Genomic DNA, 22,891 nt, shown 5'->3' with positions numbered 1-22,891 from the left:
GTTAAAATAATTGCGCAGTATATATTTCCTCTCCACAGTAGATAAGCTCTGGGGAGGAAAATGTATCTGCATATCCTCTTTTGAAAAATATAATTGCATCATGCTTATTCGGGCATAAATCTTTGTAAAGTAATTTTTTGATTTCAGTAGAACGACTTGAGACTAGATCGTAGGGAGAGTTGTAGTTGATAGTAATATATTCTTCTGTATAAAGATAAGTAATAAATTCATCGAGAGGTAATTTCTTATCTGCATGAAGATAAGTTGTTATATTGTTAAAAATAAATGTAGAATTCACGGAGTCTGAAAAACACTCATCGCAAATCTCTTCTCGAAGAATATCAGAGTTTTGGCCATCTAGACATCCGATAGAATCACATTCTAAGTGTAACTCCTTTATAAAATCCGAAGTCCATACAATGTTAATGTTTAAGGCATAAGTACTTAGGGTTGATACTAGAATTGATAATATTAATATTATTTTTCGCATGATGAAAATAACCTCGCAAAATTTTGCTCAACCCTAACGGTTAATTCATTTTTACATTCTCTAACTTTAAACTTGTAACCATTAACGACACGCTTTGAAGCAGTAATTGTGAAATTTTGGTCTAATACTTTTTCAACTGCCATTTTTTCATCCTGGTTACTTAAGCAATGATTACCATTTAGTAGACTTGATCGGCAGCTCTTAGGTATCTCACCAAAACGTTGGTATGTAGTCTTTAGCTTATCTAAATCAAGCTCCCATCTACGAGGGATATTATCAAAGTCGGTCAGACCCTTGTATAAACTATATATTGCTCTTGCAACATAGAAGAAAGGGCCAAGCTTTGAATTAAAATAAGTTAGTGTATTTGATATCCCTTCAAAATTGATTCGACAAGCAGCACATGCAGCTCGACGACTAGGATCTTTTGAAGAAATATCTGAACCACTGTTGGCGATAATATCTCCGCCACTTCGATCAAAACAGGCGCCTACAGATATTCCTCTGAAATGATATAGGTTAGTAGGACTCTTTGTACTACCTGTAATTGATAGTGCACAAGGGACTCCGATAAGTGGGCCAAACTCAGTTATTAGTTCAACATTAACTTTTGTTTTTTCATAATCTTTATTAAATTCAATTTGCCCGTCTTTGATCATTTTATTAAATGAGGTTACATATCCTGGCGTTAAACTTACTCGCGTATACAGAACACCTGGAGTAAACCAACTCATAAGACCTTGGCCAATATCTGAAACAAATTGAGTCATAACTTGTTTCGTTTTAAAATATGGATCATATACCTTACACGAAACTCGATCAGCATAAGGGTTAAATAAATCTGCAGAAGCTTGAGAGAATTTTGCTTTCCAGAACAGATCTCCATAGTAACTAGCACGAGAAGTTTCAATAATATTGATAATTGATTTTCTTAAACAATGACTTATTGATCGACAGATAATATCGCCATTTTCATAAGTAATAAAATCTTGTGAAAGAGCATCACTTTCATAGTGCTTTTCAGGGAATGTCTCAAAAGTTTTTGCTGCACGTGTCTTGTCGATATACCACTGGTGAAAACCTTCATATTCTATATCAAATTCATTATTCCAAATATTTTTTTGATCAAGACTTTTGCAATAGGCACGTGTTTCATCCATAAGGGACTTGTAATAATCGATAACTTCATCATAAGGTTTTTTTGAAAAGATAAGATCGAGATTGTCGATAAGATCTGTACCTTTAAGGCCTTCAATATGCTTCTTTGTGAAACTAAAGACATCATCTGAAATGACTGAGGCTTCTGCGCATAAGTAGTAAAGATCATTCTTGATCGTATTTCCATCGAGGTTACGAAAGTAAAATGCAAGTTGGTCTTGAACTTCTTCGGCCCTTAAACGATTCCTTACTAATGTGAAGAAAGTTAATGAGTCAATTAGTTTGTTTTTTACATAGTTCTTAGTTTGAGTTTGATTTTTAAATATATGCTCGATCCATTTGTCAGCATCGTCATATGATCCAATATCGAGAATATCTTTATTAACGCTAGCAAAAGGATCTTTGAGAAGATCGTTTTGTACTCCCTCTGAAATCGGGGCGAGGATATCGAGTTCAAGTGCATCTTTTTCAAAATTCTTACGAGAAAATTCTCTAAATGAGTTTTCTGCGAGTCTCTTATTATTACAAGCGGGAATCATATCACTCTTACATCCACTCGGTGAGAAGAGGATATAGTCTTGTGTATTTGAATTTCTGATGATTTGTTCGTATTTAGAATTCTCAACTTTCAAGTTCTTCATTGCCCATGCAAAATAGAGCTTCATTGAATTCCAGTAGTCAAAGCCAATATCTTTTTCCCAATATTTTTCTTTGATTCCTTTTATATCAAATTGATAGCCAGATACTTGAAGATTATCAATTTGATCGATATCCTCAAGGCGACAATCAGTTACCCTTTCGTCTATGTCTAGCAGCTCTTGTGCGATTCGATTTAAGTCTTGAACCGAGGGTTTTTGACCAAAGAGATTCGCCTGTAGTGGACCGAATTTCTTTATTCTAATACACTTAAAAGTTTCATCATCATTGATATATTTTTTCTGAATATAGTTATTATCTTCAAAACTGTCATAGAGACGATGTTTTAACTTATGCGAGTTTGTCCATAGTACGTCCATATAATTATTAAGTTTCGGACACTCTAGTTTTCCATAGCACTCTTTCAATATTCGTTGATACTTAACTGGGATGTTATTTTCACTATCTAAGTAGGGGAGTAGAGGGAGTTCTTGATGAATAAGTTTTTGATGGATTTCATAGATAAGTCGAGTGACTTTATTTCGATAGTCTCTAATAAGCTCTTTTACAACTACCGTCTTATCCTGTCCCGTTCGATTTGCAAGTCGATAAGCAGCTTTTGCAGGAATAGTATTATTTAAAAAGATAAATATTGAAGTTGTTGGTTTTTTTGAATCAATTGCACAAGAGGCACGGTTGTTTAAGTCTATTGTTGTTAACGGTGTGATTAAATTATTTAATTCTTGATGTTGCCAATCATGCCATTTAATTTTTGCATGGGCCGTAAACGTAATTAAAAATAGAAATAAAAAACCTCTCATCATAGAGAGGTTTTATAATTTTGAATTAATCTTAACAATTAAAGAAAAGCTTAAGTTTTTTAGCTTCCGCTATTTCCATTACAGTTGCTTGATTTACCAATGATTGTTGTATAGAAAAGAATCATTGCTTCATCAGCAGGAGTGAAGCCACGGCGTGTATTACCATCTGTGTCAAGTAGGCCATACATATAACGGTTAATAGCAATATAAACAGACTTAGGTACTTTAATACGTTGAGTACACTTACCGTTGTAGTATCTAACATTAACTCCCCAGTATTCTCCGTTAATTTGTCCACCGTATCCTCCAGTGTAGATATTAACTCCACTTCCAGCTTGTTGATTCATGCCTTCGCCAATATTGAATCCAACTTCAAAACCAGCAAATTTGTTTTCAGTAGAAAAAAGAGTACATTCTCCTTTTCGACACGAAACTTTAATGTCTTGTTCTATTCTTAGTAGGATTTCTTCATTTGAAAATTTCTCAAATTCAAATTGGTCCTCTCCACTCCCAAACATATCGTCAACATCATTTGCGAAAGTCGTGCTTGTAAACATTAATAATAAAATCATCAGTAATTTTCTCATTGTTTCCCCTTTGCTAAATATAGCGACTAAAAATCAATATCCCCAAAATCATCATCACTGTCATCGTCCGTTGGGTCCTTCCCTGGAGGAGTACAAGTAAAATATGGTGCTTTGTATTCGTTTGTTGTCTTGTTATCTTGAACATTACTTATTTTTTGGTATTCAAGGACTTCTGAAAGCAGCTCTCCAGTCTTTTCATCTTTCGTTATCTTGAATTTTAATTTCAGTCTTAGCTTGTGATCTTTCATTAAGACACATGATCCCTCGATACAGTAGTCTGAAAAGTATGGTGGCCAAACTGGGTCGTCGAATACACGGCTAATTGAATTAACAGTATTCATTACACCTAAGTGGCTATTCCCAGTAAATTTAATCGTATCAAATACTGGATAAGTCGGTAGTGTCTTTAAAACTTCAACTTTTGCAAATGGTGAAATTTCACCAATTGTTCGTCCTTCTCTATTAATAGAAGGTATTGTTGTCGGTCTCAAAGTTAGGCGTGATTTAATACGGCCCTTGAACATCATAAAATTATATTCTTGATCATCGAGGATTACTTCTAGTTCATAATTCTTTCCAATCTCAAAATAATTAGAAGTAATTTGCGTACCAATTCCGTTTATTAAGCCTGTCCAGTTTGCTGGTGCGATACCTCCATCAAACCAAGAAGTTACATAGTGTTTTTTACCATTGCCAGCTAGCTGAGTAAGAACAAATTCTGCGGCTACTGGTTGCGTATAATTACAAGGTGCCGTACATAGCTTCCCTGGTTCGCACTTTTTCTCACATGTATTTCTTACAAATAACGGTACTCCGAAGTAGGCACTGTTTTTAGCATCTGCTGAAGTTGTTAAGTATAGTTGTCCCAGTTGAATATCGTTTACAGGCCACTTTGTTGGAAACTTTGGCTCTTCCGGTGTAACTGTTTTATTTACCGTTAATAATCCTTCTGGTGATTGATTTACTCTTAATTTAAAGTCATTAATATATTTTAGTTCAGTTGATCGTCCTGTTGCATCTCCTGAAACATAGACACCAATTGAAGCTAATATATCTTGAAGCTCAAATTCATTTTCTGTGTAAAAATCTTTTGTTAAACAAGCTTCGTTAATAATAGGTTTAATAATATAGGCAGAGTCAGTTTTTGGTTTGAAGAAACAGTAGTAACCTTGAAACCTAGCTGAGTTTTCATCAATTCTTGTTACTTTACAACCTGATTGTGATTTCGGGAAATCGATACCTGTTGCTGATACGTCATTCACTTCAAACTCTAAACAGCGATTCATAATTCGACGACGACCTAATAATCGTTGTTCTCTTTCATCTTTGGTTGTTCCATATGTATTTTCAAGATTTTCAATTCGGCAAAAATCTTTTGAACCATATGTAACACTATCGTTAATACTGTATGTTAGAAATTTATCTGTTAGAACGTAATTTTCTATACCAACTGTAATCATTGTATAGTGATTGTTTGTTGCCGCCGTCATACAGTTGGAAGCTAGTATGTTCGGCATATCATCTTTTTTTACCCCAGCCTCATCATAGATATACAGACCTTTACTGAGTGGAGAAATCGAAATGTTAATATTCTTTGGTGCCGATGCAATTAAGCAGGCAAGAGTATTAAATGTTAAAAATAATAGTATTAAGCCCCTGTAAATCATTTTTCCCCCGCACATCTCTTCACTTAGTAAAGGCAGGGTGGAAAACCACCCTGCAGTATTTAAAAATTGAGATTAGTATCCGTAGTCGTGATCGTGACCTTGGATGTTAGTGATAGCTGTATCAGTACAGATGTTTGCAGCTTGCATTTTCCATCTTCTGAATTTATCAACTGTTTTGTTTGCATATCTTGCATTCTCTTCGAATTCGTAACGAACAACACAACCTCTTAGGTCAGCTGCTGCATAACGCTTGAAGAATTCAACAACAGAGTTTGAAGATAGGTCGATTTGAGCAGAAGGGTTTCCTGATCCACCGTAAACTTGAACGAAGTCACCATCTTTGTCTTTACAGAAAATTCCTGATTTAACAGCAAGTTGAGCTGCTGATTGGTAACTTTCTTCTGACCAGATAACGTCATCTTCGTTTAGATCCCAGTCACCGTTAGTGTTAGAACCTGCGATGTCTGTTACTGTAACTTTTCTTTCGAATTTGTACAGTGGGTTGTCGATGCTACCAAATGACTCTGGCATACCTACTACATAGTCATCTCTGATTTCTTCAGGTACGATGAAATCAAATCTGTCTTCTGAAGACTCTGCTAGGTAGTCTGGTCTTTGACCGTAGTCAATTTGTGTTGCACGGAAACAGATATCAACAAAGTACTTCGCACCATACATTTCTGAACCTAGGTTGAATGATAGTTCTTTAAGTCTCTTGTTGAATTGCTCGTTGTAAGAAAGTAGGCTGTGGTAGTCATACTCACCAGCTGTTTTCTCAAGCGAGAAGCTGTGGTGAGAACGATCTCCGTGATCAGTCCATTTTGTGATTTTACCACGTACTGTATCTAGAGTATTTTCATTTCTTCCATCTAGATCACCAGCACATACGCAATCACAATTTGTTCCATCTGGTCCACAGTCTTGGCCACCGCCATTTGAGCCACCGTAACCGCCGTTACCACCTTCAGCGATAAGTCCTTCTAGGAAAGGATAACCACCATGGCCACCTCTTGATCCTGGATCACATGATCTTAAAGTTTTTGGGTTGTAGCAGAAAACACCTCTGTGCTTTTTGTGCTTTAAACCAGCGTTACATGGATAGATTGATGCTCCCGAAGAATAAACATCAAAGTCGAATTGAACTCTCGCCGCTTGCGTCGAGAAGGCTCCCATAAAAAGAGCCGAAGCTAGTAGTAATTTTTTCATTACCCTCTCCTTTTTAGTTAGGTTGTTAGACAAAAAATATTGATGACAAATTTGTAACAACCGATTTTTTGAAAGTCGAGAGGGGTCAAGGGTGGAAGGCCTGAATTTGTACTTAATTAACCGGCTTTTAAGAAAAGGTTAACTGATTTAATCATTTTCTTTCGATTCTGTGATTTGATAACCGAATTGTTTTACAATATCTTTCGGCGTAAGAATTCCAATGATTCTTTTTTCGTCAAGTCTCGAAACGACCGGTAGACGGGAGATTTGGAACCTTTTAAGTCTGTGAAGGGCAATGTATAAACTTTGATCTGGATATATTTTTATAATCTTTTTTTCGCAACAGTGTTCAATTTTTACATCACCGTTACCTTTAGCAAGTTGTACTTTAAGTTCTGAAGTCGACATCATTCCTAGAAGTCTTCCATTTTTTAAGACAGGAAAACCTTGAAGGTCTGGATTATATTTTTGAATATCTTTTAGTGTTTCACTTACTGTTAAAGTAGCACCGTATGTAACGATATCTTTTATCATTGCATCTTCTACATGTAACTGATCAAGCACTTCAAGGTCATCTCGTGTTGGTAAGTGTATTCCATCTTGTGCTGAGATTTGTTCGTAGATAGATTCATTTTGTGTCGGTTTTGAAGAGAGCATATAGGCAATAATATTTGCAATCATTAGTGGCAAAATAATATTGTAGTCTCTTGTTAATTCAAACACGATTAAGATAGAAGTAAACGGAGCGCGAATAACTGTAACAAAGAAAGCTCCCATTCCTACTAGTGCATATGCACCCGTGTTCGTTGTAATCTCTGGAAAGAAAACACTTGCTAGTGAACCAATTAAACTTCCTAATGTTGCTCCCATTAAAAGTGTTGGCATGAAAAGACCACCAGAAATTCCAGCCGAGTAGCAAAGAGATGTTGCAAGAAACTTTAAGCAGAACATGAGAAATAAAACTTTTGGATCGAGTATTAGTGAAAGCAATGTATCTTCTAAAGTTCCATGTCCACTTCCAATGACACTTGAATGTACCTGAGTCATTAGTGCAATAATGAGAAAAACAATCATCATATAAGTAAGCTTATGACTCTTCATATGTTTTCGATTGAATTCTCTAAATGCTAAAACCGACTTCATCCAAAGAGGGCCAATAAAAGCACAGCTAATTCCAATTAATAAATAGAAAAGTAGTTCACGATGGTCGTGCATCTTATAGTAAAGCTGCTCAAACATATGATGTTGGCCAGTTAGCATCTGTCCAGTGATTGAGGCTACAACTGAAGAAATAACAATTGAACCAAGAACTTTTGCGTTGAGGTCACCAACAACTTCTTCTAATGTAAAAACCACTGCTGATATCGGAGTTGCAAATGCTGCTGCAATACCACCAGCTGCACCAACTGCAACAAGGGCCTTCACTCTCTTTTTAGAGATATGAAATGAGTAGCCAAGCCATGAGGCAACACCTGAGGCGATAGTAACTGTTGGACCTTCTCTTCCTAGAGAGACACCAGAGCCAAGAGCAAGCAGAGTTGTTACTGCTTTTGCAAATGTATCTTTTAAACTGATTCTTCCGTGATCAACGACTAAGGCCGCACGAACTTTTGGGATTCCCGAACCTTCAGAGAATGGAAATCTACGAGTCGTTAGCCAACCAGAAATAAAAAGGGCGATTCCACCAAGAATTACGGATTGCCATGTAAATGTAGTATCTGTTTTGAGGATATGTTGAATCCAGTGAACACCTTTTTGAAGACCAACGGCGATAAGAGCTGATGAAACACCTGTAATGAGCGTAAGGACAAAAAATGTTCTCTCTTCTGCAGTCTCATTTTGCAGGAATTTACCTAAAAGTTTTTCATTAAACTTTAGTTTCATATGCTGTTTATCGGAGCGACTCCTTATAAAGATAAGTTAACTGACTAATTTTTCGCAATATCTCACAATTTTAACCTTACGGGAAGAGAAATTCCGCCTTGCGCCAATATAAATGTGAAAAAATATGATTTTTTCTAAGTGGCAGACCTTGACATGTATCCGTTCACTCCCAATTTATGTATAAACATACGTGAAATAAATAAAAAATGTATTTAACTGGAGGATTTATGCAAGTTAAACCATTACAAGATAGAGTTCTAATCAAAAGAATTGAAAACGAAACAAAGACAGCTGGTGGTATCTACATTCCAGATAACAACTCAGAAAAACCAAGTGAAGGTGAAGTTATTGCTGTTGGGCCAGGATACCGTCTAGACAATGGTTCTGTTGCAGAACTTGCCGTTAAAGAAGGTGATAAGGTTCTTTTTGGAAAATACGCTGGAAGTGAAGTAAAGCTTGATGGTGTTGAGTATCTAATCATGAAAGAATCAGATATTTTAGGAATTTTAGTTTAATCAAATTGATTAATATACAGGAGATAAAAAGATGGCAAAAGAATTAAAGTATTCAGAAGAAGCTAGAGGACTAATCCTTGAAGGTGTTAATCAACTTGCAAATGCAGTTAGAGTAACTCTTGGACCAAAGGGGAGAAACGTAGTAATCCAAAAATCATTTGGTGCTCCACACATCACAAAAGATGGTGTTTCTGTTGCAAAAGAAATCGAATTAGAAAATAACTTTCAAAATATGGGCGCTCAAATGGTTAAAGAAGTTGCTCAAAAGACTAACGAAGACGCAGGTGATGGTACAACTACTGCAACTGTTCTTGCTCAAGCAATCTATACGGAAGGTGCTAAGCTTGTAACTGCTGGTCACAATCCAATGGATCTTAAAAGAGGAATCGATACTGCTGTTGAGAAAATCGTTTCTGAATTAAGAGCTGTTGCAAAAGAAATCAAGACTAACGAAGAAATTGAACAAGTTGGTACAATCTCAGCTAACAATGACAATGAAATCGGAAAACTTCTAGCGGAAGCGATGGATAAAGTTGGTAAAGATGGTGTTATTACTATTGAAGAGTCAAAAACAGCTGAAACAACATTAGATGTTGTAGAAGGTATGCAATTTGACCGCGGTTACCTATCTCCATACTTTGTAACTAACTCAGAGAAAATGGAAGTTTCTTTTGATAATGCAAATATCCTAATCACTGATAAGAAAGTTTCTAACATGAAGGAACTTCTTCCAATCCTTGAAAAAGCTGTTCAGACTTCAAGACCACTTTTAATCATCGCTGAAGATGTTGAAGGTGAGGCAATTACAACTCTTGTTGTTAATAAGCTAAGAGGAACTCTGAATGTTGCAGCTGTAAAAGCTCCAGGATTCGGTGATAGAAGAAAAGAAATGCTTAAAGATATCGCAGCACTTACTGGTGGTACTGTAATTTCTGAAGAGCTAGGAATGAGCCTTGAGACAGCTGCTCTTGAGCACTTAGGTTCGGCTAAGAAAATTTCAATTGATAAAGAAAATACAACTATCGTAGATGGTGCTGGTGATGTAGCTGCTGTTGAAGCACGTGTTAACCAAATTAAAGCACAAATTGCAGAAACAACTTCTGACTATGACAGAGAGAAACTACAAGAAAGACTTGCTAAGCTTTCTGGTGGTGTTGCAGTTGTAAACGTTGGTGCTCCAACTGAAACTGAAATGAAAGAAAAGAAAGACCGTGTTGAAGATGCACTAAACGCAACAAGAGCTGCTGTTGAAGAAGGTATTGTTGTTGGTGGTGGTTCTGCTCTTGTTAAAGCTGCTCAAGTTCTTGCAGATCTTAAAGCAAATAGAGAAGAAGAAATGCACGGAATTAAAATCGTTCAAAGAGCTGTTGAAGCTCCTCTTAGACAAATTGCTACAAACGCAGGACTTGAAGGTTCTGTTGTTGTTAACGAAGTTAAGAAGAACGAAGATGCAAAATATGGTTTCAACGCTCGTGATGAGAGATATGAAGACCTAATTGCTGCTGGTATTATTGATCCTGTTAAGGTTACTCGCTCAGCACTTCAAAATGCTGCTTCAGTTGCAGGACTTATGCTTACAACTGAAACAATGATTGCTGATATTCCTAAGGAAGACGGTCCAGCGATGCCTCCAATGGGTGGAATGGGCGGAATGCCTGGTATGATGTAACCCGCAGCATCTTAGCGAAGCTAAGATTTGATGCGGGGTAGGCGCCCATCTTTTGGAATGCCTATCTCACCGGTTTGCCCCAGCGCGAGGGGACTCACTTAAGTAAAAATAAGCCTGCTTTTATGCAGGCTTTTTTTTATATTACTACTTGCTTCTTTGAGAGTGACTAGTTTAAAGCCAACTCTTCAAGGCGCCTATTTTCAAACCCATCCTATTTAAGGACTCTAGTTTTCAATGCTTTACACCGCTTATCTTAAGTAAATAAAGAATTTTCATTGGATTCCGATATAATATTTATTACGAAAGAGTTCACTTTAAGGGGAAAGTTCATGGAGTATTCAAGTATAAAAGCACTTGTTGTTGATGATCTCGATTATATTAGAAAATCAGTTAAAAGTATTTTGAATGATATTGGAGTAGAGAATATTAATGAAGCTGTTGATGGTATTTCGGCACTTCGAAAAGTAATCGAAGCCCATGAAAGTGGCTCTCCCTATCAAATAGTTTTTTGTGATGTGCATATGCCAAACTGTGATGGACTTGATTTTCTCTTTCAACTTAGAGCTGATGAAAGGATGGCCGACTTGCCTGTCGTTATGGTTAGTTCTGAAAATTCTATTGCAATCATTAGAAGAACAATTGAATTAGGTGCAAATAATTACTTACTCAAACCTTTTTCCGCAACAGTATTAGAAGATAAAATGAAATCTGTTTTAAATATAGAAGCGGCCGTTTAGGCCGCTATGATTTATTCTTACTGATCTTGTTTTCTTAATTCGTAACTGATGTCACTAAAGTTGCGATTCACACAACTTACGAAAGAGTAGCTAACGCCTCTTCCAATATTCATACAGTGGCTCAGAAACATTCCTAATTCACTTTCAATTCTTCTGAAATTATTGTTTACACAACTTTCAAATGAGAAGCTTAAGTCATCACCAAAGTTGCTGCAATATTGTAAGAATAGATTTGGTACTTCGAATTCTGCTCGTCTAAAGTTTGAATTAATACAACTTGTGAATGAATAGCTTACTTTGTCTCCAAAATTAGAACAGTGTGATGGAAAATATGCTTCTTGTTCACTTGATGCACTAACATTTAGAATAGTAAAAAATAAAAATACAATCGTAACTAAAGCTGATTTCATAATTCCTCCCTAAGTTATATGAATAATATTATTTTATGCAGCTTTTTAAAGGATGTGCAACCAAAGTGTCTAACGCAATTAGCCTTATACTTTTTAGGGACAACTCGTTATAATTTTTTAAGTTAATAAAGTGAGGAAATATGTTTAATAAAGCACAAGAAGTTGAGGAGCAGAAACCTGCTTTTCTTTCAGGTCAATGGTTTAAAGATGAAGCGCTATCATGGATTAAAATTATTTTAATCGTATTTGGTTTCAGATCTACTTTTGTTGACCACTACCACATTCCAACAGGATCACTACTTCCGACAAATGCTATCGGTGATTCAATTGTTGTTAATAAGATGTCTTACGGGTTTAAAGTTCCATTTACGGAGTTCTTTAATCCTATTTATATCGGTGGGCAATCGCTCCCTGAACGTGGTGATATTGTTGTTTTCGAATATCCAATTAATCCTTCTATCCTTTTTGTTAAAAGAACAATTGGCTTACCTGGGGATACGATTGAAGTATATGAAAATGAATTATTTATTAACGGTAAGAAAGTTGAAAAGACTGCGATCGAAGGTGAAAAAGATCAAGAGCTAAGAGGTCTTTACGATAAAGAGCCTTCTCTTAATCCTGAAGATATGAAGTTCTATTATCAACAAATTGGCGAGAAGAAGTTTACGGTTGGTGAAAACCCAACATTCTTTAGGCATCTAAATCAAGAAAAGGTTACTGTTCCAGATGGACACGTATTCGTCATGGGTGATAACAGAGATTATTCAAGTGACTCACGTGTTTGGGGATTTGTTCCTGTAAAGAATATTCGCGGTAAGGCATTCATGGTTTGGATGTCGCTAGTGTACCCTTGGTCAGATAAACCTTTCCACTTTAGACCAAGTCGAATCGGTACATCTCTTTAAATTTTCCTGACAATAAATTTGCTATGGGGCCACAAAGGAAAGTACTCTGGTACTAGTTCCTTTTTGGTCCTATGTTAAGTGCTTGTTTTTGTAGGACCATTGATTTCTCTATAGTGCGGCCTGTGGGGCATTTTGCACACTTCAATTGTAAAGTTTTTGTAAGTTATTGAATCTATTATTTGTCAATTTTGGCACGCTACCTGCTTATATATAAGTATCCAGAGGCCAGGGGGCCTCCCCAAGATTAGGACGATTTTGGGAATTAGCAATAGGACGTTGCTATGGAAACTGAGAGTTACACTTATGAATGTAAGGTCGCTTTCAGGAAAAATGGGCCTAGAGGAAAGGGCAACAGAATTGTAAAAAGCACGAAGCTTAATCAAACCACCTCTAGGCCCCTTTTAAAAGTTGTTGTTTATTTAGAGTGTCCACGGAAGGACACGAAGAAAACATGGAAGTTATAGATAAGCTTTGGAGACATCCCTCTCTCCCTATGATTTGACCCAAAGCTTATAGAGGCCGAGAGTAACGTGTGTGGTTTTAAGAAAGGAGTGCTCTCGGCCTTTCTACGTTTTAGGGCAATTTTTTCCACAATCTTATTCATCTTTAATTAACGTTTGCAATGAACCGATGGGCTCATTGTGAGAAAGTCAAACTATGTCATCTATTTACAATTTGAACGAGCCTTAGGAGAAGAGTTTCTTTATATGTCTCGTGTGTTTTCAGAATTTGGAATGAAACTAGTTCCAATGAAACTTGATGACTTTAAGTCGATTAGAATGAAGGAGCATCAATTTGTTATTTGTTGTATCCGAGATATTCGTGCACTTTTTAATTATAATAAATTATTAAAGAGATATATGAACTTCATGCTTAGACAGGGAAGTATCACACTATTTGAGTATAGTTCATTTGCTATAACTCATGATGATGCCATCTTAAAAACAAAAAAAGTTTTTCAAGAAAGACTACCTGTTAGTATGTTTCGTATGGCCGATCGTGCGGGACAAGAAATGTTCAGCAAACTTGTGACAAATTCTTCTCGCTGGCCAGGTGGAAGAAGAGCAAAGTTACCTGAGTATTAAAAGGGATTGAGAGAGAATGAGAGTTTCAAAGGAAGTAAGTCGCTTACTTATTATTCTTAGACAAGATGCTGCTAGACTTGCAGATAAAATCATTCACCGCGAAAGAGAGTATTTGCAAATCTTATCGATGAAGCGAACACGCGAACACTTCAATGCCATTTTTAGATCTAATTTTAAAACGATAACAGTTGCGCAGTTAATGCTTTTATCTGAAGAGCTGATTATCAATCTTGAAGATTTCTATAATACCGTGGATGACCTCCATTGGTACCTCGCGCATACAGAAGATATGCCCGCAACTATTGAAGATAAAGTCCATGCTATGGTAAAAATGGTGAAAAACAAGTATGAACAACTAAATCTTTATTTAAATGCGGAGCTTGAGACTCATGAAGAAAGCGCAATTGCTTAAATTCATTATTTTACTATCTTGTTTATTTCAAGACACCTTTGCACGCCAAAGCATATCTGGTTCTCGTTATGAGTTACTAACAGGTCAAAGAGTTCAAGATAAAGCCTCAAATATCTGGGATAAGAAGTTTGCTCAGCACGACTATATTTATGGGAAGTCTCCTGCAAATTTTTTAGCAAAAAATTATCAGCATATACCTCGAGGAGCTACTGTTCTAGATATTGGGATGGGTGAAGGAAGAAATGCGGTCTTTCTTGCTACAAAGGGATATAAAGTAACAGGTGTTGATATCAGCTCAGTGGCAATTGATAAATCACTAAGGCTTGCAAGACAAGCTGGTGTTCGTATCAAGACTATTCACAAATCTGTTGATGATTTAAAAATCGCCGCAGGATCTTTAGATGCGATAATTTGCTTCTATTATGTTGACCGTGAAGTATCTAATAAACTTAAAAAGTGGCTAAAGCCTGGTGGGGTTATTATTTATGAAGGGTATACAACTGCACATAAGAAGAAATATAAAGAGCAGAGTGTCGATTCATATTTCTTAAAACCTGCAGAACTATTAACGATGTTTAATGATTTTAAAATTCTAAAATATGAAGAGCCACAACAAAGCTCCGAGCTAACTCAATCAATAATTGCTAAAAAGCCTGAATAAAAGGCATCTCTTTCCCGCAACTATCTAAAATAATTAAATATGGCACAATGGAGAGAGTGAAGTACTTCATCTTAGTTGCCACATTCTTGAGTGGAATTGTTTGTTATGCAAATATTCTCGAATTCAATAAAGACCTAGGCTATTTTTCTGGGAGAGTCTCGCATATTGAACCAAGCGCAAGACTCGTACGCTTCAAAGTCGATTTTGATAATATCAAATATATTAATAAATTAGATGAACTCGATCTCTGGGGTCTTCATCAAGAATCCTCTAAGTGTAAGGCCATTGTGATGGGCCGAACTAGTCACTACTTGTTGGTACGAGTACCAAAATATGACGAGTGCAATCGTAACTCTGCCTTTTCGACGGGGCGTTATTATAATTTTTATTCACAGGATCTTGTTAATAATGTTGCGATGGGTAATGAGTTAATTGAAATTCTTGCGAAGAAAAAATTGGCCCTTGAGTCAAAAATTAGTCGCAATAAAAAAGACCTAATTACTTATACGCAAAGAGTCGAAACGATCAATGCTCGCTATGATTTATTGAGACAAAAACTTGAGAAAGAATGGCGTGATGAGCTGCGTCGACTCGAAGATGACCATCAACAGCTTGTTCGTAACACTGAAGGTATTCAAACACGATTGAATGAAGTCGATTATAAATTACAACAATATCGCATTGAGTCTAAAAATCTTAAAGAAGACCGCTGGTCTTTGGATCCGAGGAATTACATCACAAAATAATTATCTCTTTTGTAAATAATTTTAGCATCTAGACAGACGAACGCGTACATCCTAATGTGCATTCTAGCCATTTGGTGTAAAATTTTATATTGTGACTCGCTAAATATAAAAAGGATAAGTTTATGAAAAAAGGAATCTTTTTACTTCTTTTAAGTACACTTCTATTGTCAGTAGTAGGGTGTAATAAAAGTGGTGGAGCTAAAAAATCAAACAACACTTTTTACTACAATCTAAGTGGTACTCCTACAACACTGAACCCGTTATCATCAACTGATGCTTACTCGTCAAATGTTCAAGGTTATGTTTTAGAAGGTCTTCTTAACAAAAATATTGATACAAATGAGTGGGAACCAGGCCTTGCTGAATCATGGTCAATTGAAAATGATGGTTATGATTTTGTTTTCAAAATTAGAGAAGGTGTAAAGTGGCATGATGGAAAGCCATTTACTGTTGAAGATGTAAAATTCTCTTTTGATGCAGTAACTCATCCAGAAAACAAGTATAAGACAGCTCACATGAAGTCTTACTTTGCTAACTTTAAAGAAGCTGTAATTGAAGGTCCAAGAACAATTCGTTTTAAGGCCAACAAAAAGTACTTTGGTAACCTAATGTCTATTGCTAGTGGTGGATACCTTGCAATCGTTCCAAAGCATATTTATGAAAACCCAACTGAAGAAGAAGAAAAAGAACTTAATAAAACTCTTATTGGTACAGGTCCTTATATCTTCAAAGAGCTTAGAAGAGGTAAAGGTATCTCTCTAGTTCAAAATAAAGACTGGTGGGGATACAAGACAGATAATTATAAGAATGATTACTCATATGGTGAAATCTTCATGAGATTTATTAATGAGTCTTCTGTTGCTATTCAGAGACTTGAAAAAGGTGACTTAGACTTTAACTCACTTTCACCAGAAGAATACGAACAAAAAACTAATGGCCCAAGATGGGGAAAAGAAGTTTTAAAGGTAAAAACAGAAAACAAATCAGTTAAAGGTTACGGTTTTGTTGGTTGGAACTTTAAGAGCCCAATCTTTAAATCAAAAGAAGTTCGTAAAGCAATGAACTATCTTATGAACCGTGAAGAGATGAATAAGAAATTCCGTTTCGGATATTCTGTTCTTGCAACTGGTCCTCTATACGTTCAGTCTGAATATGCAAACAAAGACGTTAAAGCGATTCCTTTTAATGTTGAAGAAGCAATTAAGATCCTAAAGAATGATGGATGGAAAGATTCAGACGGTGATGCTGTTCTTGATAAAACAATTGATGGTAAGAAGACTAAGCTTGCTTTTACAATCTTAAACCCATCTAAAACTTTCTCAAAATACTTAACTATGTATCAACAAGATGCAAAGAAAGCTGGTGTTGCGATTGAAGTAAAATACATTGAGTGGAACTCTTTCATTAAAGCTCTTGATGAGAGAAACTTTGATGCTGTAACTCTTGCGTGGTCTGGTGGATCACTAGATTGGGATCCAAAACAAATTTGGCACTCAGATTCTGCAGCTAACAATGGTTCTAACTTTATTTCTTACTCAAATAAAGAAGTTGATAAGCTAATTGATCAAGCTCAACTGACTCTTGATAAAGAAGCAAGAAAGACAATGCTTAAAAAAGTATACAAGCTAATTGCTGAAGACTACCCATATATCTTCCTATTTAACGACCGTTATACTTTCTACGGACATACTGAGCGTATGCAAAAAGAGAAAGATACTTATATTTACGGAGTTGGTTACGGAAGTAAGTGGTCGATTAAACCAGCTAAATAAGTAGGAGAGACGACTTGTTTAATTATATCCTTAGAAGATTAATGATTATGATCCCGACGTTGATCGGGGTCAGTATCCTTATGTTTGTGATGGTAAACCTTGCACCAGGTTCTCCAATCGAGCAGAAGCTTCAGCAAATGAGATTTGGTGGAGTTGGTCAAACGACAACTGATACTAGTTCAAATAATGGTGCTGTATCTCAAGAAGTTGTTGAGGCCCTTAAGAAACAATATGGTTTTGATAAGCCACTATACGTTCGTTATGGTATTTGGCTAAAGAATCTAGCTACTCTAGATTTTGGTGAGTCATTTACATACGAAGAGCCAGTAATGGACGTTGTAATGAGTAAGCTACCGGTTTCAATTCAGTTTGGATTGGTCTCATTCATACTATCGTATTTGGTGTGTATCCCGCTTGGAGTTCTAAAGGCAGTTAAAAGTGGATCTCGATTTGATGTCGTGTCTTCGTTTGTTTTATCTGGCCTTTATTCAATTCCATCTTTCATGCTAGGTATCTTACTTCTTGTTTACTTTGCAGGGGATACATTTGTTGACTGGTTCCCAATTGGAGACCTTGTTTCGGATTACTATGATGACTTAAGTATCTTTGGGCAAATCCAAGATAGAGTTTGGCACTTTGTACTTCCTCTTATCGCATATATGGTAGGACAGTTTACTGTACTAACTCTTCTTATGAGAAACTCGATGATTGATGTCATCTCACAAGATTATATCCGTACAGCAAGAGCGAAAGGTTTAGCGGATAGAAAAGTTTACTATAAGCACGCTTTAAGAAATGCTCTAATTCCAATTGTTACAGGATTCGGACACTTCCTATCTCTATTTTTTGCTGGATCTCTTCTTATTGAAAGAATCTTTAACCTAGATGGTATTGGTCTACTTGGTTACCAATCACTTCTAGAAAGAGATTATAACGTAATTATGGGACTGTTCTTTATTCAAACTGTCCTTATGTTCTTAGGTAACCTAATCAGTGACGTACTATACACTGTTGTTGATCCAAGGATTGATTTCTCATGATTGAAAAATTTATTGAAAATGAACTTACACTTAAAAGATGGAGACGTTTTAAGAAAAGAAAGTCTGCAGTAGTTTCTATTGTACTTCTTCTCTTCTCTGTACTTTTAACACTTTCGGCACCGTTGATTGCTAATAGTAAGCCAATCTATATGACGTACCAAGGAAAGTCTTACTTTCCTGTATTTAAAGACTATCATCCAAAGGAATTTGGAATTACGAACGTTTATGTTACGAATTACAGAACTTTAGATATGGATAGCGTTGTATGGCCGCTTGTACAGTGGGACCCATATGAATCAAATCGTGATGTATATGAATATCCAGCTGCACCTAGTGAGACAAATATCATGGGAACAGATGATAGAGGTCGTGATGTATTCACGCGTCTACTATACGGATACAAGTATTCAATTGCTTATGCTTTCTTAGTATGGCTTCTTTCTACTATCATGGGTGTATTCTTTGGTGGTGTAATGGGCTACTTTGGTGGGAAAGTGGATTTCTTCGGTCAGCGTGTTGTTGAAATCTTTAGTACGGTTCCAGTATTCTTATTACTACTTACGATGATTTCGATCTTTAAGCCTACACTAACGCTTCTAATTTTCATCTCATCAATCTTTGGATGGATGGGAGTAAGTTACTATGCTCGTGGTGAGTTCTTAAAGAATAGAAAGCAAGAATTCGTAGAAGCTGCACGTGGTATGGGAGCATCAACTTCTCGTATTATCGTTAAGCATATTCTTCCAAACTCTCTAGGTCCGATTATTACTTTCGCACCTTTCTCAATTGCTGCAGGTATCTCTGGTCTTGCTTCACTTGATTACCTGGGGTTTGGTCTTGCAATTCCTACACCTTCTTGGGGAGAGCTTCTTAACCAAGCTCACCAGAACTTTAGAATTGCATGGTGGCTAGCTGTTTATCCTTCAGCTGCACTATTTACTAGTTTATTCTTACTCGTACTTATTGGAGACGGAGTAAGAGACGCACTAGATCCAAAAATGAAATAATGAGGTTGGCGTGAGAATATTCATCTTAGTATTCTCCGCCATTCTTTTCTTTAATTCTTACGCACAAAATTTTCGAGTCCTTTCAACTCTTCCAAGCTTTACTGAGTCAATGTTTTATCTAGATGCTGGAAAACTGTTAGTTGGAGTCTCTGACTATTGTAATTTTCCAGAAGAAGCCAAGCGTTTGCCACGCTATGGGTCTTCATTTGAAATTAATCTTGAGAAGGTTGTAGAAGACAAAATCACGTCTGTTCTGCTTGCTGAAGTTCAAGGCGGACGAGTCAAAAATAATTTAGAAAAATTAGGCGTTGATGTCATCATTACACCATATAAGAAACTTGATGATGCAGTAGGGATGCTTAAAGTTTTTAACGAAAAGTTTAAGCTTAACAAAGATAAGAAAATCGAAGCGTTTTCTAATGAACTGAAATCTCTTTTAAAACCTATATCTAAAGGTAAGAGAGTTCTGATGATTATCGATGAAAAGTTTAAGGATGGTAAACTACATGAGGTTAGGGCCATCGGTATTGATAATTATTATCATGAGATATTAACAAAACTAGGTGCAAAAAATATTGTAGCGGAATCAGGTTACCCTTTAAGGAGTCTTGAGAGCTTACTGACTTCTAATTTCGATTTAATTCTAAGAATATCAGATCGTAAAATAAAGTCAGAACAAGATTGGAAGAATTCTTATTTTAAAGATAAAATTTATCTATACGAAAAAGATTATGCGGTTGTTTTGGGACCTAGGACATTATCGTTAGTTAAAGATTTAAGGGAGATTTTGAAGTGATTAATTGTGAAAAATTATCAATTCAAGATAGGCTATCAGTGAATAGCTTCTCATTTGAATCAGGCCATTGTGGAGTTATCGGCCCAAATGGTGCAGGGAAATCGAGCTTTCTAAAGGCAATTGCTAATCTTGTTGATTTCAATGGAAAATGTCTTGTTGGGGGGGATGTTGCGTATTGTGGTGATAGTGCTTCAATCCAAACTGATATGGATGCGCAAGAAGTTATGTCTTATGCTAGGGGTAGCAAGGCGCAAGACTTAGCTTATCTAAAAAAATTAATTAAACACTTTAACTTTGAAAATCTTCTAACTAGAAGAGTGTCAACATTAAGTGGTGGAGAAAGGCAAAGACTTAATCTGATTTGTGCCTTTTATTATGACTGTAAGTTTACTTTACTAGATGAGCCCACAAATTACTTAGATCCAATTTACGTTGAAAGGCTGAGTTGTTTTCTTCAAGAGTATAAAAAAAGCTGCTTTGTTGTTTCCCATGACTTTAACTTCATTATAAATATTTGTGATCGTCTTGTGGCGTTTGAAGACTCTCAAATGAGTTTTGATTCGACTGTAGATGAAGCCGTGTCGACAAAAATCTTTGATAAGATATTTCATAAGAATTTTAACTATCACGTGATTGATAATAAGAGGTATATTCTGTGAAAAAAACAATCCTCTTATATATTGCGGTTATTTTAGCGGTAACACTTACTCCTTTCATAGGCCGAGAAGGAATTATTGACTTAAACGAGCAGGGACTTTATATCCTAGAGAACTTGAGATTCCCTAGGGTTTACTTAGCATTTTTAGTTGGTGGAATACTTTCTGTAATAGGGAGTACAACACAGGTAATTTTTAGAAACCCACTTGCTACTCCATATACTCTTGGCTTTTCGAGTGTGGCCGCCCTTGGGCTTGCTATTGCGGAGCTTGGATTTAATTCTTTTTCTTTAGGGGCTTATATTGCTCTTTCATCAATCTTTCTTCTAATCTTATTATTTCTCTATTTGAATAAGTTCTCGTCTCAAAGAGTATTATTATTTGGAGTTTGTCTTTCTATCTTTTCATCAAGTGCTATAGTCTTTGTTCAAAGTATACTTGGAAATGAAAGCATTGCTAGGCTAATCCGCTGGATGATGGGAAGTCTTTCAATTGTAGGGTTTGAGGGTCTTTTATATACAGCACCATTATATATTTTAGGTTTAATTTTCTTTGTTATTCATAAGAGAAGTTTAACTCTAATTTCTATTGGTGAAGATTTTGCACAAACGAGGGGAGTGCCAACTCGTAAGGTAAATGCAACACTAATACTTGTTTCAAATATACTAATTGCAGTTGTCGTATGGCAATGTGGCCCGATTGGTTTTGTTGGCTTGATTATTCCACATATTACAAGGCGACTTGTAAGTGCTAACTATGAAAGAAGCTTAATGCCTACTTTTATCTTAGGGGGGGGCTTCTTAGTACTATGTGATTTTATTTCAAGAATAGTTTTGGCAAATAGTATTATACCAATTGGTGCAATTACGGCGTGTGTTGGAGCACCTGTTCTGGCACTCCAACTATTTAAACGAAGCGAATCTTAATTTCTTTTTATTTCTTCAAGTTTTACGATAGCCTTTTTAAGTGCAGAACCTCTTCGGTAAAGAACTTCTACGTTATCGCCAACTTTATATTCATAAAGAGTATTAAAGATATCATCGAAATCATTTATTTCTTTTCCATCAATCTTTAAAATAACATCTCCTAGAATAATACTTCTTGTACGTGGATCTTGTTCTAGACCTCTTAATCCCGCTTTTGCAGATGGCCCACCTGGTCGAACACTTTGAATCGGAAGTCCCTTTTCAACATCAATACCGTAGAAGTATGAGAGCTCTCTTTTTTCAGCAATGGCTATACCAAGACCTGGTCTTTTCACAATTCCGTATTTAATTATTTGTGGCACTACTTTACTTACAATATTTATAGGAATAGCAAAACCAACACCTGCCGATGAGCCAGAGTTTGAAAAGATCATTGTATTGACACCAATTACATTTCCTGAAGAATCAAATAGCGGTCCTCCTGAATTTCCAGGGTTAATTGAAGAATCTGTTTGTAACATTCCTCTAATTTCAACTCCACCAATGCCTTGAATTCCTCGATTTTTAGCCGAGATAATCCCTGTTGTTACCGTTGCATCAAGACCAAATGGCGAACCAATAGCAATGGCCTTTTGACCAACCCTAACTTTATCAGAGTCTCCTCGATTTAGTGGCTTAATATCTCTTGGGATTTCTAATAACTTCAAGACAGCAATATCTTTTGCTGGCTCTGTTCCAATTAGTTTTGCTTTATATTCTTTTTTATTGTTATTAAATCTTACTAAGAAGTTATCTCCACCTTCGACTACGTGAAAGTTTGTAATGATGTGCCCTTTATCATCCCAAACCCATCCTGAACCTTCACCTTTAACGACTTGTTTATTTGTCATCGAAAAGAAGAAGCCACTTCTTGCTCTCATACGACCTAGGGTCGAAATATTTACGACTGAATTCACTGAACGATCGAACACTGAAATAGTATTACGTTCACTTTCTAATATCGCCTTATTTTCATCAAACAAAGCCTTTGAATTTAGGGATGTTAGTAGAATAAGAATTAAAAAGAATGGCCTTAAATTGCTTTTCATAATATTCCTCATTATCT

22 protein-coding genes are annotated in these 22,891 nt (G+C 36.1%); 14 read left to right on the top strand and 8 right to left on the bottom strand.

The features are described from left to right. Window position 1: 1 nt before the first annotated feature. The 6 genes from ACMAYX_RS10245 to ACMAYX_RS10220 all read right to left on the bottom strand — a co-directional run bounded on the left by ACMAYX_RS10245 (window position 2) and on the right by ACMAYX_RS10220 (window position 8,449). Window positions 2-490: a hypothetical protein gene (locus ACMAYX_RS10245; RefSeq protein ID WP_412471677.1), complete on the bottom strand. Its 489-nt coding sequence runs from the start codon at window positions 488-490 to the stop codon at window positions 2-4. Then, complete coding sequence (locus ACMAYX_RS10240; protein WP_412471678.1) at window positions 478-3,108, bottom strand: hypothetical protein; 2,631 nt, start codon at window positions 3,106-3,108, stop codon at window positions 478-480. Before ACMAYX_RS10240 ends, ACMAYX_RS10245 begins: the two co-directional genes overlap by 13 nt. Before the next feature lie 56 nt (window positions 3,109-3,164). After that, the gene (locus ACMAYX_RS10235; protein WP_103217626.1) at window positions 3,165-3,692 is read right to left on the bottom strand and encodes a hypothetical protein; all 528 of its coding nucleotides are present in this window, start codon (window positions 3,690-3,692) and stop codon (window positions 3,165-3,167) included. 26 nt (window positions 3,693-3,718) lie between these two features. Continuing rightward, window positions 3,719-5,209 (bottom strand): hypothetical protein, encoded by a 1,491-nt coding sequence (locus ACMAYX_RS10230; RefSeq protein WP_392993577.1) that lies wholly within the window; start codon window positions 5,207-5,209, stop codon window positions 3,719-3,721. Window positions 5,210-5,431: 222 nt separating this feature from the next. Then, on the bottom strand, window positions 5,432-6,565 hold the full coding sequence (locus tag ACMAYX_RS10225; RefSeq protein WP_103217628.1) for a hypothetical protein: 1,134 nt from the start codon (window positions 6,563-6,565) through the stop codon (window positions 5,432-5,434). Window positions 6,566-6,712: 147 nt separating this feature from the next. Beyond that, complete coding sequence (locus ACMAYX_RS10220; protein WP_103217629.1) at window positions 6,713-8,449, bottom strand: chloride channel protein; 1,737 nt, start codon at window positions 8,447-8,449, stop codon at window positions 6,713-6,715. Window positions 8,450-8,676: 227 nt separating this feature from the next. Between ACMAYX_RS10220 and groES the strand changes: the two genes are divergently transcribed. The 3 genes from groES to ACMAYX_RS10205 all read left to right on the top strand — a co-directional run bounded on the left by groES (window position 8,677) and on the right by ACMAYX_RS10205 (window position 11,370). Then, on the top strand, window positions 8,677-8,964 hold the full coding sequence (groES, locus tag ACMAYX_RS10215; protein ID WP_103217630.1) for a co-chaperone GroES: 288 nt from the start codon (window positions 8,677-8,679) through the stop codon (window positions 8,962-8,964). 31 nt (window positions 8,965-8,995) lie between these two features. Then, window positions 8,996-10,633, top strand: a complete 1,638-nt coding sequence (gene groL / locus ACMAYX_RS10210) for a chaperonin GroEL (protein ID WP_103217631.1) — start codon at window positions 8,996-8,998, stop codon at window positions 10,631-10,633. 329 nt (window positions 10,634-10,962) lie between these two features. Further along, window positions 10,963-11,370, top strand: a complete 408-nt coding sequence (locus ACMAYX_RS10205) for a response regulator (protein WP_392993573.1) — start codon at window positions 10,963-10,965, stop codon at window positions 11,368-11,370. A 17-nt stretch (window positions 11,371-11,387) separates the two neighbouring features. Here the strand turns inward: ACMAYX_RS10205 and ACMAYX_RS10200 are convergent, their stop codons facing one another. Further along, window positions 11,388-11,780 carry a hypothetical protein gene (locus tag ACMAYX_RS10200; RefSeq protein ID WP_392993570.1) on the bottom strand — a complete coding sequence of 131 codons (393 nt, stop codon included), beginning with the start codon at window positions 11,778-11,780 and terminating at the stop codon, window positions 11,388-11,390. A gap of 140 nt (window positions 11,781-11,920) precedes the next feature. Here ACMAYX_RS10200 and lepB point away from each other — a divergent pair, with 140 nt between their 5' ends. The 11 genes from lepB to ACMAYX_RS10145 all read left to right on the top strand — a co-directional run bounded on the left by lepB (window position 11,921) and on the right by ACMAYX_RS10145 (window position 21,786). After that, on the top strand, window positions 11,921-12,685 hold the full coding sequence (lepB, locus tag ACMAYX_RS10195; protein WP_103217634.1) for a signal peptidase I: 765 nt from the start codon (window positions 11,921-11,923) through the stop codon (window positions 12,683-12,685). A gap of 641 nt (window positions 12,686-13,326) precedes the next feature. After that, complete coding sequence (locus ACMAYX_RS10190; protein WP_103217636.1) at window positions 13,327-13,770, top strand: hypothetical protein; 444 nt, start codon at window positions 13,327-13,329, stop codon at window positions 13,768-13,770. Window positions 13,771-13,786: 16 nt separating this feature from the next. Then, the gene (locus ACMAYX_RS10185; protein ID WP_103217637.1) at window positions 13,787-14,182 is read left to right on the top strand and encodes a hypothetical protein; all 396 of its coding nucleotides are present in this window, start codon (window positions 13,787-13,789) and stop codon (window positions 14,180-14,182) included. Then, on the top strand, window positions 14,160-14,843 hold the full coding sequence (locus tag ACMAYX_RS10180; protein WP_158246845.1) for a class I SAM-dependent methyltransferase: 684 nt from the start codon (window positions 14,160-14,162) through the stop codon (window positions 14,841-14,843). Before ACMAYX_RS10185 ends, ACMAYX_RS10180 begins: the two co-directional genes overlap by 23 nt. A 56-nt stretch (window positions 14,844-14,899) precedes the next feature. Next, window positions 14,900-15,589: a hypothetical protein gene (locus tag ACMAYX_RS10175; protein WP_103217639.1), complete on the top strand. Its 690-nt coding sequence runs from the start codon at window positions 14,900-14,902 to the stop codon at window positions 15,587-15,589. A 122-nt stretch (window positions 15,590-15,711) separates the two neighbouring features. Further along, the gene (locus ACMAYX_RS10170) at window positions 15,712-17,361 is read left to right on the top strand and encodes an ABC transporter substrate-binding protein (protein WP_103217640.1); all 1,650 of its coding nucleotides are present in this window, start codon (window positions 15,712-15,714) and stop codon (window positions 17,359-17,361) included. 14 nt (window positions 17,362-17,375) lie between these two features. Further along, on the top strand, window positions 17,376-18,401 hold the full coding sequence (locus tag ACMAYX_RS10165; RefSeq protein WP_103217641.1) for an ABC transporter permease subunit: 1,026 nt from the start codon (window positions 17,376-17,378) through the stop codon (window positions 18,399-18,401). After that, on the top strand, window positions 18,398-19,408 hold the full coding sequence (locus ACMAYX_RS10160) for an ABC transporter permease subunit (protein WP_103217642.1): 1,011 nt from the start codon (window positions 18,398-18,400) through the stop codon (window positions 19,406-19,408). The genes ACMAYX_RS10165 and ACMAYX_RS10160 overlap by 4 nt, the downstream gene beginning before the upstream one ends. Window positions 19,409-19,418: 10 nt before the next feature. Continuing rightward, entirely contained in the window at window positions 19,419-20,204 is a 786-nt protein-coding gene (locus ACMAYX_RS10155; protein WP_412471679.1) for an ABC transporter substrate-binding protein, read from the top strand. After that, window positions 20,201-20,863, top strand: a complete 663-nt coding sequence (locus ACMAYX_RS10150; RefSeq protein ID WP_412471680.1) for an ATP-binding cassette domain-containing protein — start codon at window positions 20,201-20,203, stop codon at window positions 20,861-20,863. The genes ACMAYX_RS10155 and ACMAYX_RS10150 overlap by 4 nt, the downstream gene beginning before the upstream one ends. After that, window positions 20,860-21,786: a FecCD family ABC transporter permease gene (locus ACMAYX_RS10145; protein WP_392993560.1), complete on the top strand. Its 927-nt coding sequence runs from the start codon at window positions 20,860-20,862 to the stop codon at window positions 21,784-21,786. The genes ACMAYX_RS10150 and ACMAYX_RS10145 overlap by 4 nt, the downstream gene beginning before the upstream one ends. Here ACMAYX_RS10145 and ACMAYX_RS10140 read toward each other — a convergent pair. After that, window positions 21,783-22,874, bottom strand: coding sequence for a S1C family serine protease (locus ACMAYX_RS10140; RefSeq protein ID WP_412471681.1), 1,092 nt, complete (start codon window positions 22,872-22,874; stop codon window positions 21,783-21,785). The two genes, ACMAYX_RS10145 and ACMAYX_RS10140, sit on opposite strands and share 4 nt — an antisense overlap. Window positions 22,875-22,891 lie beyond the last annotated feature (17 nt).

Origin of the sequence: Halobacteriovorax sp. RT-2-3, assembly GCF_047085075.1 — a bacterium.
Lineage (GTDB): Bacteria > Bdellovibrionota > Bacteriovoracia > Bacteriovoracales > Bacteriovoracaceae > Halobacteriovorax_A.
This window is presented reverse-complemented; position numbering and strand designations above follow the sequence as displayed.

Coding starts and splice junctions, on each gene's coding strand:
- ACMAYX_RS10235 (WP_103217626.1), bottom strand. CDS start 3,692: ATGAGAAAATTACTGATGATTTTATTATTAATGTTTACAAGCACGACT.
- ACMAYX_RS10220 (WP_103217629.1), bottom strand. CDS start 8,449: ATGAAACTAAAGTTTAATGAAAAACTTTTAGGTAAATTCCTGCAAAAT.
- ACMAYX_RS10205 (WP_392993573.1), top strand. CDS start 10,963: ATGGAGTATTCAAGTATAAAAGCACTTGTTGTTGATGATCTCGATTAT.
- groES (WP_103217630.1), top strand. CDS start 8,677: ATGCAAGTTAAACCATTACAAGATAGAGTTCTAATCAAAAGAATTGAA.
- ACMAYX_RS10245 (WP_412471677.1), bottom strand. CDS start 490: ATGCGAAAAATAATATTAATATTATCAATTCTAGTATCAACCCTAAGT.
- ACMAYX_RS10185 (WP_103217637.1), top strand. CDS start 13,787: ATGAGAGTTTCAAAGGAAGTAAGTCGCTTACTTATTATTCTTAGACAA.
- groL (WP_103217631.1), top strand. CDS start 8,996: ATGGCAAAAGAATTAAAGTATTCAGAAGAAGCTAGAGGACTAATCCTT.
- ACMAYX_RS10140 (WP_412471681.1), bottom strand. CDS start 22,874: ATGAAAAGCAATTTAAGGCCATTCTTTTTAATTCTTATTCTACTAACA.
- ACMAYX_RS10160 (WP_103217642.1), top strand. CDS start 18,398: ATGATTGAAAAATTTATTGAAAATGAACTTACACTTAAAAGATGGAGA.
- ACMAYX_RS10240 (WP_412471678.1), bottom strand. CDS start 3,108: ATGATGAGAGGTTTTTTATTTCTATTTTTAATTACGTTTACGGCCCAT.
- ACMAYX_RS10180 (WP_158246845.1), top strand. CDS start 14,160: ATGAAGAAAGCGCAATTGCTTAAATTCATTATTTTACTATCTTGTTTA.
- lepB (WP_103217634.1), top strand. CDS start 11,921: ATGTTTAATAAAGCACAAGAAGTTGAGGAGCAGAAACCTGCTTTTCTT.
- ACMAYX_RS10225 (WP_103217628.1), bottom strand. CDS start 6,565: ATGAAAAAATTACTACTAGCTTCGGCTCTTTTTATGGGAGCCTTCTCG.
- ACMAYX_RS10230 (WP_392993577.1), bottom strand. CDS start 5,209: ATGCCGAACATACTAGCTTCCAACTGTATGACGGCGGCAACAAACAAT.
- ACMAYX_RS10200 (WP_392993570.1), bottom strand. CDS start 11,780: ATGAAATCAGCTTTAGTTACGATTGTATTTTTATTTTTTACTATTCTA.
- ACMAYX_RS10170 (WP_103217640.1), top strand. CDS start 15,712: ATGAAAAAAGGAATCTTTTTACTTCTTTTAAGTACACTTCTATTGTCA.